Annotated in this window: 7 protein-coding genes; 6 read left to right on the plus strand and 1 reads right to left on the minus strand. The window is 69.8% G+C overall.

The genetic code is table 11. The features are described from left to right. Position 1 precedes the first annotated feature (1 nt). Complete coding sequence (locus ON37_RS03960) at positions 2-466, minus strand: MTB12 C-terminal domain-containing protein (protein WP_040716787.1); 465 nt, start codon at positions 464-466, stop codon at positions 2-4. Positions 467-682: 216 nt separating this feature from the next. Here ON37_RS03960 and ON37_RS03965 point away from each other — a divergent pair, with 216 nt between their 5' ends. The 6 genes from ON37_RS03965 (at position 683) to ON37_RS03990 (ending at position 13,406) form a co-directional block, all read left to right on the plus strand. Next, positions 683-1,972 carry a SidA/IucD/PvdA family monooxygenase gene (locus ON37_RS03965; protein WP_040716789.1) on the plus strand — a complete coding sequence of 430 codons (1,290 nt, stop codon included), beginning with the start codon at positions 683-685 and terminating at the stop codon, positions 1,970-1,972. Between the two features lie 58 nt (positions 1,973-2,030). Next, positions 2,031-2,972, plus strand: coding sequence for a methionyl-tRNA formyltransferase (locus ON37_RS03970; RefSeq protein ID WP_040716793.1), 942 nt, complete (start codon positions 2,031-2,033; stop codon positions 2,970-2,972). Further along, on the plus strand, positions 2,969-6,115 hold the full coding sequence (locus tag ON37_RS03975; protein ID WP_051031178.1) for a non-ribosomal peptide synthetase: 3,147 nt from the start codon (positions 2,969-2,971) through the stop codon (positions 6,113-6,115). Before ON37_RS03970 ends, ON37_RS03975 begins: the two co-directional genes overlap by 4 nt. 68 nt (positions 6,116-6,183) lie before the next feature. Continuing rightward, on the plus strand, positions 6,184-7,185 hold the full coding sequence (locus ON37_RS03980) for an ABC transporter substrate-binding protein (RefSeq protein WP_051031179.1): 1,002 nt from the start codon (positions 6,184-6,186) through the stop codon (positions 7,183-7,185). A 9-nt stretch (positions 7,186-7,194) separates the two neighbouring features. Further along, on the plus strand, positions 7,195-8,901 hold the full coding sequence (locus ON37_RS03985; protein WP_083892714.1) for a condensation domain-containing protein: 1,707 nt from the start codon (positions 7,195-7,197) through the stop codon (positions 8,899-8,901). Next, entirely contained in the window at positions 8,898-13,406 is a 4,509-nt protein-coding gene (locus ON37_RS03990) for a non-ribosomal peptide synthetase (protein WP_245553007.1), read from the plus strand. The genes ON37_RS03985 and ON37_RS03990 overlap by 4 nt, the downstream gene beginning before the upstream one ends. The last annotated feature ends 17 nt before the right edge of the window (positions 13,407-13,423 follow it).

The following is a 13,423-nucleotide window of genomic DNA, read 5'->3' on the forward strand; positions in this document are numbered from 1 at the left end:
GCTAGACGGTGCAGGGGAGATTCGCGTAATAGGCGATCGTGCACTCGGATTCGCGGGTCAGCTTCCAGGTGCCGTCGATCTCCTTCCACTTCAGCTCGATGTACATGGCATCGAAGCCGGGGACGTTGATCTGCAGATTGTGGGTCAGCGTGTCGCCCTGCACGTTCACCGGGTCGATGGCCTGCCACTGGAAGCCGGGCACGGTGGCCATCACACCGCCGACCTGGTCGACCAGCGGAATTCCGGCCTCGCCCGCCTCGAGCTCGTTGGCGCGGGCCGCACGCGAACCGTTCGGGTCGAGCACCAGCTGCAATTTGCTCTGCAGTTCGCCGGCGCCCGGGGCGGCGGCGTGGACGGGTGCGGCGATCGGTGCGGCGACGGCCGGGGTCACGGAGGCGACACCACCGGCGAAGACGACAGCGGCCAGCGAAAAGGCCGCAACGGCACGGGATTTGATCTTGATCATGGTCGTTTCCGATCAGTTGTGGGACAGGAGTGCCGTGCCTCGCAATCGTTCCGCAAGGGCTGGCACCACCAAGCAATATAAGGTAAGCCTATGCAAAGGTAGGTAGTACTCAGTCGGCTTCGGTGGGATTCGGTCCTTCCGAACTGCCGGATCCGCGCAGCTGAACGCCTCGGCGATCGGCAGGGCGGTGGCTGGAATCACAGAACGGGAGAACCAGTGAAGACGCTTCTCGTGGTCGGAGCCGGGCCGAAAGCGATGGCAGTGGCGGCGAAGGCTCGGGTGCTGCGCGACCTGGGGTTACCCGCTCCGCGCGTGGTCGTGGTGGAACCGCATGCGGTGGGAGGCAATTGGCTGCCCAGCGGTGGCTGGACCGACGGCCAGCACCGGCTCGGCACCAGCCCGGAGAAGGACATCGGCTTCCCCTACCACTCGACCTGGGCGCGCGGCCACAATCGCGCGATCGACCGGGCGATGATCGCCTACAGCTGGACCTCGTTCCTGATCGAGAACGGCACCTACGCCGAATGGGTCGATCGCGGCCGGCCCAACCCGCATCACCACGTGTGGGCGAACTATCTGCAGTGGGTCGCACGCAAGGCCGAGGTCGAGTTGGTCATGGGCGGCGTCCGCCGGGTGCGCCCGGCCGCCGACGGCTGGTTGGTCTCGGTGGCCGACGGTTCCGGTGTGGAAACCGAAATCGATTGCGACGGTTTGATGATCACGGGACCGGGCGACAGTCGCCGCGCCCTGGCCGACCATCCGAAGGTGCTGAGCATCGCCGATTTCTGGGATCTGGCGGGTAAGCGCCGGCTCCCGGTCTCCTCGCGCGCGGCCGTGATCGGCGGCGGGGAGACGGCCGGTTCGGCGGTGGACGAGCTGGTCCGCCACGATGTGCTGACCGTCTCGGTGATCTCACCCGCGGCCACCATCTACACCCGCGGCGAAAGCTATTTCGAGAATGCGTTGTTCAGTGATCCGGCCAAGTGGCGGGCGTTGAGTGTGCAGGAGCGTCGCGATGTGATCCGCCGTACCGACCGGGGCGTCTTCTCGGTGCGGGTGCAGGAGAATGTGCTGGGCGACAACCGAGTTCATCATCTGCAGGGCCGGGTGGTCCGGGTCGCCGAGCGCGGCGACGGGGTGTCGCTCACCCTGCGCAACGAATTGCGTCCGGATCAGCAGCACGGTTTCGATCTGGTGGTCGACGCCACCGGCGGTCAGCCCCTGTGGTTCCTGGATCTGTTCGACTCCGATGCCGCGGATCTGGTCGAGCTCGCGGTCGGCGGCCCCATCACCCATGCCCGGCTGGAAGCGGCGATCGGTCACGACCTGGCCGTGACCGGGCTCGAGGCCAAGCTCTATCTGCCGAATCTCGCGGGGATGGCCCAGGGGCCGGGCTTCCCCAACCTCAGTTGCCTGGGCGAACTGTCCGATCGGGTGCTCGGCGGTGCGCCGCGGTCGACCGCTGCCGCTGCGGCTCCGATGGTCGCGGCGCGACGACCGCAATGATCGCGACGGAAACAATAGGCTAGGCTACCCTTAGTTTTTAGGGAATGAGGTTCGGTTCATGCGTATCGTGTCGTTCGGCTATCAGACCTGGGGCCGCAAAACGCTGCAGGCTCTGATCGATTCGAAACACGAGGTGGTGCTCGCGGTCACCCACCCCGCGAGCGAGCACGCCTACAAGGGCATCTGGTCCGATTCGGTCGAGGAACTCGCCCGCGAGCACGGTATCCCGGTCCACCTCACCGAACGGGCCGACGCCGAGACCATCGACCTGGTCAAGCGCGCCGAACCCGACATCATCGTGGTCAACAGCTGGTACACCTGGATGCCGCCCGAGCTGTATCTGATGCCGCCGCACGGCACGTTGAACCTGCACGATTCGCTGCTGCCCAAGTTCACCGGATTCTCTCCGGTGCTGTGGGCGCTGATCAGCGGGGAGTCGGAATTCGGTCTCACCGTGCACCGCATGGACGAACAGCTCGACACGGGTGACATCATCGTGCAGCGTTCGCTGCCGATCGGCCCCACCGCCACCGGTACCGAATTGGTGCTGGCCGGAATGGAATTGATCCCCGGCGCGCTGGAGGAGGCGCTGAGCGCCATCGAATCCGGCACTGCCGTGTGGCGGCCGCAGGACAAGTCCGAACGTACCTACTTCCACAAGCGATCCGAGCGGGACAGCCGCATCGACTGGCACTGGGACGCGGTCGATCTGGAGCGGTTCGTGCGGGCGTTGTCGGAGCCGTATCCGCGGGCGTTCTCCTACTACCGCGGCGAGAAGGTCGAGATTCTCACCGCCGCGCTGACGCAGGCCCGCTACGGCGGTACGCCGGGCCGGGTCGTGGTGCAGGAGGGTGGGGGCGTCGTGATCTGTGGCCCCGACGCGCACCGCGGCGGTAACCGGGGCCTGCTGGTGACGCGGGTGCGCACCGCCGACGGTGTCGAACACGATGGCGCCGAATTCTTCGCTCGCGGTGGCTATCTCACCGATTCTCCGCAATGACCTCGTTGTCGGCGGGGCAGCGGCGGATCTGGTTCCTCCAGAACCGGGACCCCGAGGACACCACTCTCAACAGGTACGCGGTCTTCCGCCTCGCGGGTGCGGTGGACGCCGAGCGACTCCGCGCCGCCGTCGCCGAAGTCGTTGCGCGGCAAGAGGTGCTGCGCACCGTCTATCGCGTGGACGACGAGGACGAGCCGCACGCCGTGGTGCGCCCGGACGCCGGTCCGGACTGGCAGCAGGTGGATCTCCGCGACCTCGCCGAAACCAGTCGCGCTCGCCGCGCCGAGGTGCTGATCCGCCGGGAAGCCGGACGCCCGTTCGACCTGTCCCGGGAAACACCACTGCGCTGCCTGCTGATTCGTATGGATACCACCCGATATGTGCTGGCGCTGGTCGTGCACACCATCGCCTGGGACGACGATTCCTGGCAGGTGTTCTGCGGCGAGGTCGGCGCCGCCTACCGCGGTAGGCGAGTGCCGGCCGCCACCGGGCCCGCGGCGGACGCGATCGCCGAACCGACGCAGGCCGCCGACGTACCGGCCGGCGCCGAGCCGGCTCGGCCCACCGGCGCGGACGAGGCGGATCGCGAGTACTGGCGGCACCGGCTGTCGCCGCTGCCGCAACCACTCGAACTGCCCGGCCGGGTGGTGGCCCCGATGCCCTCGCTGCGCGCCGCCCGAATCAGTACCGAGCTGAGCCGCGAATTGTCCTCGGAATTGGCCGATTTCGCGCGGCGGCGGGGCGTATCGCCGTTCGCGGTGCTGCTGACCGCCTTCGATGTACTGGTCCACCGGTACACGGCGGCGACCGACTTCCTCGTATGCGTGCCCGCCAGCGTGCGCGGCGACACGGCGACGGGTGTCGGCTATTTCGGCAACACGCTGCTGCTGCGATCGACGCTGTCCCCGGGCGCGTCCTTCGCCGACACGCTCGGTGCCGTCGCACAGGAAGCGGCAACGGCATTCGGCCATCGCGCCACCCCGATCGACCAGGTCGTCGCGGATCTCAACCCGGAGCGCGGGAGCGGCCGGGACGGGCTGGAACAACTCGCGCGGATCGAGTTCGGTACCCGCGATCCGGCGGTGCTGCGTCTCGACGGTGTGGCGGCGACGTCCGCCGAATTCGGCAGCCCGGCCACCCGGATGCCGCTGTCGCTCACCGTGGTCACCGCGCCGGACTCGTCGTCGGTGGTCGAAATCGAGTATCAGGCCGACGAATTCGACCCCCGCATCGTCGAGCAGTTTCTCGGCCACTATGTCCGGGTCCTGTCCGGGGCACTGGCCGATCCGCTGCGCCGCATCGGTGAGCTGGACATCTTCGGCGCGTCCGATCGAGCCGGCATTCTGGCGCAGTCGCACGGCGAACTCGTCCCGGTCCGCCCGGCCACGCTGGTGGAGTTGTTCGAGCGTCGAGTGGCGGCCGATCCGGCGGCGGTGGCGCTGATCGACGCACGCGCCGGGGATCGCGAGCTGAGTTACGGCGAACTGGGCAGGCGCGCGAATCGGCTGGCGCATCACCTGATCCGCCGGGGCGTCGGCACCGAGGACGTGGTCGCGCTGCGGCTGACCACGTCGGTGGAATTCGTCGTCGCCGTCCTGGCGGTACTGAAGTCCGGTGCCGTGTACCTGCCGATCGATCCGGCCTATCCGGCCGATCGGGTGGAATTCCTGCTGGCCGACGCGCGACCCGCCCTGGTGCTGGACGCCGATGCGCTGGCGGTTGCGGAGCGGTCGGCGGCCGCGCTCCCGCACCATGCTCCGAGTAACGAGGAGCGGGTGCGGCCATTGCGGCCGGACAACCTCGCCTATGTCATCTACACATCCGGTTCCACCGGCGCGCCGAAGGGCGTGGCGGTATCGCATGCGGCGATCGCGGAACATCTCGACGGCTTCTGCGCGCAATGGGATATGAGCGCTCGGGACCGGTTGCTGCAATCCTCGTCGATCGGATTCGACGCGTCGCTGCTCGACATCTTCGTCACCCTGACTCTCGGCGCCGCCCTGGTGATCCCGGAGGTCGATGCCTTCGACGATATTCCCGCTGTCGCGGAACTGATCTCGCGGTGCGGCGTCACGGTGTTGCATATGGTGCCGTCGATGCTGAGCACCCTGCTGATGTTGCCGGAGGTGAACCGGTGGCGGGCGCTGCGGCACGTGCCGGTCGGTGGCGAGGCCCTCTACGGTGAGGTCGCCGATCGGTTCGCCGGGATCTTCGATGCCGAACTGCGCAACCATTACGGGCCCACCGAAGCGGTGGTCTCGTCGACCCATCTGACGGTCGAAGGCCCGCAGGGCACCCGCATCGTGCCGATCGGCCATCCCAACCGCAACGTGTATCTGTATCTGCTCGACGAGCGGATGCAGTTGGTCCCGACCGGTGTGGTGGGCGAAATCTATTTGGGCGGTGCGCAGTTGGCGCGCGGCTATCTGGGACGGGCGAGTGTGACCGCCGAGCGCTTCGTCGCCGACCCGTTCGCCGCCGGTGGCCGGCTCTACCGCACCGGCGATCTGGCGCGGCGCAACGGCAGCGGTGAGCTCGAATTCCTCGGCCGCGCCGACGAACAGGTGAAGGTGCGGGGCTATCGCATCGAACTCGCCGAGGTGCAGGCCGCCGTCGCGGCGCATCCCGATGTCGCGCACTGTGTGGTTGCGGCGGTGCCGGACGAGACGGCAGGGACCGTCCTCGCCGCCTATATCGTCCCGGCCCGGTACGACGAGAACGGCTCTCCCGCAGTGGATCCGGAGTCGGTGCGGGCGCATGCGGCGGCGGTGCTGCCGCGGTACATGGTGCCCGCGGCGGTCGCCGTCATCGCCGAGATCCCGCTGACCGAGCACGGCAAACTCGACCGGCGCGCACTACCGCCGCCGGAACGACCGGCGGTGGAGTTGTATCGCGAGCCGAATACCGCCGCCGAGATCCGCATCGCCGAGCTGTTCGGCCGGATGTTCGGCCGGGCGCGGGTCGGGGCCGACGATTCGTTCTTCGCGCTCGGTGGGCATTCGCTGCTGGCCGTGCGGTTACTGGCCTGGATTCGCGCCGAATTCGGGGTGCGGATCGGTGTTCGGGCGCTGTTCGACACCCCGACGGTGGCCGGTTTGGCGGCCCTGGTCGAGGCATCGACGACCCGTGTTAGCTTAGCCTAAGCTACGATTCCGGAGATGCCGAGATCGTGAACGACGTGCCCGGTGCGGTAAGTACGAGGAGTTGTGCAATGAACCCAGGTCGAACCCCCGCGCATCGCGGCGTGCGAGCGCGCGCCGCGCTGCTGCGGACCACCCTGCTGGCGCTGATCCTGGGTCTGGTGGCGGTCGTGGCCGCGTGCGGTTCGAGCGACGACGCGGCCGATTCCGGTGGCGCGGTGACGATCGAGCACACGATGGGCAAGACGACCGTCGACGGCACGCCTCGGCGCGTGGTGACCCTCGGCCCGGCTTGGCTGGACGCCGCGGTGTCGCTGGGCGTCACCCCGGTGGGCTACCTGGTGCCCGGCGCGGGCGCCGGCACCACGGTGCCGTGGCTGCCGCCGACGCTGCCGCAGCAGTCCAAGGCTCTCGCCATGGGCGGCGATGTGGTCGAACAGATCGCGGCGCTCGAGCCCGATCTGATCGTCGCGCCGGGCTACATGATGGACAAGGCCATGTACGAGAAGCTGTCCAAGCTGGCCCCGACCATCGGACCGCTGACCTCCGCGCAGATCGATCCGTGGGAGGACCAGGTGCAGGCGCTCGGCAAGGCGCTGCACAAGCAGGATCAGGCCGACAAGGTCGTCGCCGATGTGCACGGCAGGATCGACGCCGTTGCGGCGAAACATCCGGGCCTGACGGGCAAGACCTTCCTCACCTGCATGCTCACCACACCCACGCAGCTGATGGTGCTGGCCGATCCGAAGGACGGCTCGGCCCAGGTGTTCACCCGGCTCGGCATGACCATGCCGGAGAAGCTGGTCGCCGAAGCCCCGTCGGGCGGCCGGCTGGCCCTGTCGCCGGAACGGCTCGGCGATCTGACCTCGGATCTGCTGGTGTGTGGCGCGGCGCCCGGTCTGCAGGAGAAGTTCACCCAGCTGCCCGGCTACGCGGATCTGCCGTCGGTGCGCCGGAACGGAATCGCCTTCGTCGACATGATCACGATCAACGCCATCAATCAGCCGACCGCGCTGTCGGTGCCGTATCTGCTGGACAAGCTCGAACCGACGCTCGCCAACGTCGGCAAGTAAGGATTTCCCATGTCTGTTACGCCGTCGCACGATTCGCCGGTGCCGAATACGACCGCGCCGACACAGCCGGGGGCCGTGCCCCAGCCGCGATCGGGCGGGCGCGGTATCCCGTTGTCCCCGGCCCAGCAGGCTGCGCTGCTGCCCGAGCGGTTGCGTGGCGCCACCGCCACCAATCTGTTCGTCGCACTGGAGGTTTCCACCGATCTCGACCCGGCCGACCTCGACCGGGCCGCCGTATCCGCCGTCTCCCGGCACGAAATCCTGCGCACGATCTACCCGGACGACCGCCGGATTCCGTACCAGCGCGTCGTCGACGCCCCCGATACGGTGGTCGAGACGATCGAGGGGATCGACCCGGCCGAGTTGAACACCGCACTGCTGGCCGATGCCGCATACGGTTTCGATCCGGTGCGCGAACCGCCGATCCGAATCCGGTTGTACCGCATGCCCGATCGAGCCGTCGTGACGATCGCCGCGCATCCGGTGGCGGCCGACGACCACACCCTCGATCTGCTGGCCGCCGAACTGCTCGACGGCACGGCGGCCGAACCGGTGGCGCAGTACCGGTCCTACGCCATGGCACAGATGAAGACGCTGGTGGGTGATGCCGCGGCCGATCCCGATCTGAGCTACTGGCTGCAGCGGCTCGCCGAACTGCCGCAGCGGGCCGTCCCGGCCGAGAACCTCGCCACGGCAGTCGAATCCGGCCGCATCGTCTCCCCCTCCGCGCGACGCACCGTGCGTATCCCCGCGGCCACCTTCGCCTCGCTCACCGTTACGCCGGAAACGGCGGTGGCGGCAGTGCTGGCCGCGGTGCTCGGCGAGGCCGGCCTCGGCCCGGATGTGCCGATCGGCATCGTCGCCACGGGACGAACCGGGCCGCAACCGGATTCGGCTCTCGGCGCCTATGCGAACCAGCTGGTGCTGCGGGTCGATGTGGCGAGCGCGGCGACGCCGCGGGCGCTGCTGGATCAGGTCGCGGAGGCGGCCGCCGCGGCGCGTGCGCACGCGTCGGCCCGGATCGAGCGGATCACCCATCAGCTGCGGGGTGCGGCCGCCGTCGCCGACGGGGCGCCGTTCCAGGTCCTGGTGAACGCTCGTGCCGAGGTGCCCGCTCGGGAGATCGCGCGGCAGGTCGCGCGCCCACACGGTGTCGATGTCGTGGCCGATGTCGTGACCGGCGCCGAGGCGGTGACGGTGACCCTCGACTTCCCGGCGGCCCTGGCCGGTCGGCTCGAAATCGACACGGTGGCAACGGCTGTCGAGCAACGGCCGGCCTCCTGGGCGGCGGCACCGGAAGCCCCGTTGCCGACGGGCGAACTGCCGGCGCTGTTCGAACGGCCGACCACCCACGCCGGCGGCACCGGACTCGGCGGCGAACCCGGCACCGAGGCCGAACGGTTGATCGCCGACACCATCCGTGCGGTACTCGAGCTCGACGAAGACGACGAGATCGGCCGGGCCGACACCTTCTTCTCCCTCGGCGGGGACAGTATCGCCGCGCTGCGCCTGGTCACCGTGCTCGGTGAGCGCGGATACGCGCTGGATGTGCAGAAGGTCTTCGAATTCCCGGCGGTGCACGAACTGGCCGCGCAACTGACGGCGGTCGAGCCCGCTCCGAACGCCGAACCCGCTGCCCCCGTCGCCCCGATGAGCGCCTCCGGCCTCGACCCGGCCGCCCTGGCCGCGCTCGGCAAGAAGTTCGCCGGCCGGTGAGCCAGGTGGAGATCCTCGACGTCGTCGCGTTGTCACCGCTGCAACGCGGGCTGTACTCGGTCAGTTCGATGGCCCAGGGCATCGATCCCTACCTCGTCACCTTCGCGGTGCGGGTGGAGAATCTGGCCGATCCGGCGTCGCTGCGAACCGCCTTCGACGGTGTGCTGCACCGCTATCCGCATCTGGGCGCCGCGGTGCTCGCCGACGATGTGCCGCATCCGGTGCTCGTCCTCACCTCCGAAGGCCGGATCGGCTGGCGCGAGGTGGATCTGCGTTCGGCCGGTGATCCGGAGGCGGCGGCGCGGGATCTCTACTGGCAGGAGGCGCGGCGGCGACTGGATCTCGACCGCGGTCCGCTGTTCCGGGTGGTCGTGGCCCGGGTCGGAGAGCGCGAGTACGAAGTGGTCTGCACCGCGCACCACATCGTCGTCGACGGCTGGTCGATTCCGTTGCTGTTCTCGGACCTGATCGCGCTGCATCGCGGGGAGGGCGCCGCGCTGCCGCCCGCACCGCCGCTGCGCGAACACGCGGCGTGGCTCGCGAGCCGCGATACCGAGGCGTCGGCGCGGGCGTGGGCCACGGCGCTGGCCGGGCTGGCGCCGATGCCGATGCTCGGTCCGCCGGCGCCGACGGACCTCGACCTGCCCGTGGTCGGCGAGGCACGGCTGGCCGCCGGTGACACCGACCGCCTGCTCGGCTGGGCACGGGCCAACGGGCTCACACTGAACACGCTGCTCCAAATGGCGTGGGCCCGAATTCTTTCCGGACTCACCGGCCGCGACGATGTGGTGTTCGGGCAGACCACCTCCGGCCGCGACGCCTCGCTGCCGCACGCGGAACGACTGGTCGGTGCACTGGTCACCACCATTCCGGTGCGGGTCCGCATGGACGAGCGCACCCCCGCGCAGGTCGGCGCCGAGCTACAGCGGACCGTCGCACAGTTGCGGGCGCACGAGTACCTCGGCATCGCCGAGATCACCCGCCAGGCCGGGGTCGGGCAGCTGTTCGACAGCCTGTTGGTCTTCGAGAATTCTCCGGTCGGCGCGGTGCGTCCGGCGATGCCGATGGGCGACGGGGCCACCATGACCGCCCGGCGCGTCGACTCCCCGAGTCACTATCCGCTCGCCGTCGTTCCCGTGCTCGAGCACGGCGAACTCGTCTGCCGGGTGGAAACCCGGCCGGACCTGCTCGCCAGCTTCGATCCGGATCGGATGGCACGGCGGCTGCTGGCGGTCGCGGCCCGAATCGCGGACGCCCGGGAGTGCAGCGCGATCGATGTGCTGCTCGAGGACGAGCCCGCCGCGCTGAGCGCCGACTACGACGGTAGGGCAACGGTTTCCGGGCCGGCGCCCGGGGCTGCGCAGGCCACCGCATCCGCGGCGTCCGTTCCTCAGGTCTTGCTGACCATCACCCGCGAGGTCCCCTCGCGGACAGCAGTCATCGATGCGGCGGGTGAGCAGACGTTCGCCGAATTCGGTTCCGCAGTGGTCACTTTGGCGGCGCAGCTGCGCGCGTGCGGCGTCGAGCCGGGCGACGCGGTGGCCGTCGCCCTGCCCCGGGATCGCCGAGTCCTGCACGCGCCGTTCGCGATCGGTCACGCCGGTGCCACGTGCGTCCACGTCGACCCGGCGACTCCCGCCGATCGGGTGGCCTACCTGCTCACCACCAGCGGCGCCCGGATCGTTCTGGCCGATGCCGACCGCGCGGACGTGCTGGCCGAGGTCCGCGCGCAGGGGGTGGACTGCCGCCATGCCATCCCGGACGGCCTCGGACGCCTCCGCTTCGCCGGGGAGTCGGACGATGGTGCTGCGCAGCGGGTCGCCGTCGATCTGCACGAGGTCGCCGCACAGCCTTCGTCGGCGGCCGCGGGCGCGCCGTCGAGCCGGAACGAGCCCGTGCCCGGGCAGTCGGCCGCCGACCGCATCGCCGGCCCGTCCCGTTCGGACGCGTCCTTCTACGTCGTCTTCACCTCCGGTACCACCGGCCGGCCCAAGGGCGTGGCGGTCTCGCATCGGGCGCTGCTCAATCACTGGGGCAATCACGAGCGCCGGATCTTCGCGCCGACCGCCGAGGCCGTGGGCCGGACCCTGCGAATCGGGCACGGCTGGTCCACCGGTTTCGATGCCGCCTGGCAGCCGACCGTCGCCCTGTTGAGCGGCCACACGGTGGTGCTGCTGGGCGACGAGGTGCGCACCGATGCCGAACGAATCGTCGCCGCCGTCGAGGAATTCGGTATCGACATCTTCGACACCTCACCGTCGATGCTGAATCGGCTGATCGCGGCGGGACTGTTGCGCACCGACCCGGAGACCGGGACCGAACGCTGCCCGCTGGCCGTGCTCGCCCTCGGTGGCGAAGCGATCACCCCGGATACCTGGCGGCGGTTGCAGGGCCTGCCGAGCACCCGCGTCATCAACTTCTACGGCCCGACCGAGACCACCGTCGAAGCCCTGATGGCCGATGTGCACGACCACGCCGCGCCCACCATCGGCCGCCCGTTCGACGGAATGACCGCCGAGGTCCTCGATCATCGGCTGCGGCCGGTGCCACCGGGCGGGCAGGGGGAGCTCTACCTGTCCGGGCCGCAGCTCGCACTCGGCTATCTGGGGCGGCTCGCCGCCACCGCCGCGGCCTTCGTCGCGGGCGCGGGCGGTGCACGGCGCTACCGCACCGGCGATCTGGTGCGCCGCGCCGACGACGGGACCGTGGCCTACGAGGGCCGGGTCGACCGGCAGGTGAAGATCAACGGGTACCGCGTCGAGCCCGACGAGGTCGCTGTGGTGCTGCGCGAACTCGACGGTGTGCGGCACGCGGCAGCTCTGGCGTTCACCGAGAACGGCCGGACCAGGCTGGGTGCGTTGGTGGTCGGTGACGGGACGGTCGCGCGCCTGCGCTCGGAGCTCGCCCGGCGGCTACCGCAGTTCCTGGTACCCACGCGCATCGCCTTCGTCGACGAGATTCCGTTGAACCGCAACGACAAACTCGATGTGCACGCCGCGACCGAACTCCTGGCCCGCCCGGCCGATTCCGGTACTCGCGCCGAACCCCGGACCGAGACCGAACGCACGCTCCTGACTCTCATCGAGGCCATGAGCGCGGACGCCGGATCGCGGATCGGCATCCTGGACAGCCTGGCGGATCTGGGGATCGACAGCATCGGCGTCATCGACCTGGTGTCGCGGTTGCGCGGTGCCGGTTATCGCATCTCGGCGCGAGAGGTGCTGGCGGCGGCCGATCTTCGCGATCTCGCCGAGCGACTCGACGGCCCGTCGGCGGACGTGCGGCCGGAGTCGGAGGTGACGCCGGCGGGAACGGTGCTGCCGCTCACCGCCTTGGCCCGCGAAATCATCGGCTACGGCGACTATCGCTATCTCGCTCAGACCCAGGTGATTTCGCTGGCCGCCGGGATCACACCCGCGGCCGTCGTGCGGCGGCTCGAAGAACTGGCCACCGCGCACCCCACCCTGCGATCGCGGTTGGACCGCGATGCCGACGGTCTGCCGGTACTGATCACACAGGACCGCTCGAGCGCGGCCGCGTCGTTCGTCGTCGCCGACGACGAGAACAGCAGCACGGCAGCACATCTGGCGGCGACCGTGCAGCGACTGGATCCGGACGCCGGTCGGATGGTGGCCGCGACCCTGCTGCCCGGCGACCGGCCGCGGCTGGTGCTGTCCATTCACCACCTGGCGGTGGATGTCGTTTCCTGGCTGATTCTGGTGGACGATCTGCGCCGCCTCGAACAGGGGGCGGCCGCGGTGAACGAGACTCCGGCCGAACCGATTTCGCGGCCGCCGGCATTCGTGGCACCGCCGACATGGGGCACTCCGCTCGGTGGCCGGTACACCGACCCCCGCAACGATCGGGCGGGCAAGGCGATCCAGCGGATCGTCGACCTGGGCCCCGACGACACCGAGGCGCTGCTCGCTCGGTGCGCGGAAAACGCGGTGCCGCTGGACGATCTGCTGCTCGTCGCCTGCGCCGTCCTGGTCGCCGACACCGCGGACGACACCGGCCGCATCGCGGTGACCCGGGAATCACACGGCCGCGACCCCGGCGACGATACCCGCCGGGTCGGCTGGTTCACGGTGGAGGAAACGGTCCTGGTGCCGGTCGCGGACCTGGAGCGCTGGACCCCCGCGGCCGGCGCCGCGCCGGTCCGGGACCGGACCCTGGACGCGCGCGGGCAGATCCGCCTGAACCATCTCGGCCGCTTCGATGTGCTGCAGTTCGGCAGCGGCCCCTGGACCCCGGTGCCGCTGCCGGAGCTGGCCGCCGAATTCGGGGTGGCCGGGCACCCGGACCTGCCGCTGCGTTTCACGATCGACCTCAACACCGCGGTGGTTCCGCAGGATTCGCGGCCGAATCTGGTCGCCCACATCGATGTGAACTCCGCGGTGCTGGACGAGGCGGGAGCGGATGCTCGTGCCGAACGCTGGCGCACCGTACTGGGGGCGTTCGCCGCCGGAACGTCCGAATTCGGCACCCGGCGACAGATCGGGTGAGAAGGCATGGGAGGGAA

Source organism: Nocardia veterana NBRC 100344 (assembly GCF_000308855.1).
Classification (GTDB): domain Bacteria; phylum Actinomycetota; class Actinomycetes; order Mycobacteriales; family Mycobacteriaceae; genus Nocardia; species Nocardia veterana.

Coding starts and splice junctions, on each gene's coding strand:
- ON37_RS03960 (WP_040716787.1), bottom strand. CDS start 466: ATGATCAAGATCAAATCCCGTGCCGTTGCGGCCTTTTCGCTGGCCGCT.
- ON37_RS03970 (WP_040716793.1), top strand. CDS start 2,031: ATGCGTATCGTGTCGTTCGGCTATCAGACCTGGGGCCGCAAAACGCTG.
- ON37_RS03975 (WP_051031178.1), top strand. CDS start 2,969: ATGACCTCGTTGTCGGCGGGGCAGCGGCGGATCTGGTTCCTCCAGAAC.
- ON37_RS03980 (WP_051031179.1), top strand. CDS start 6,184: ATGAACCCAGGTCGAACCCCCGCGCATCGCGGCGTGCGAGCGCGCGCC.
- ON37_RS03985 (WP_083892714.1), top strand. CDS start 7,195: ATGTCTGTTACGCCGTCGCACGATTCGCCGGTGCCGAATACGACCGCG.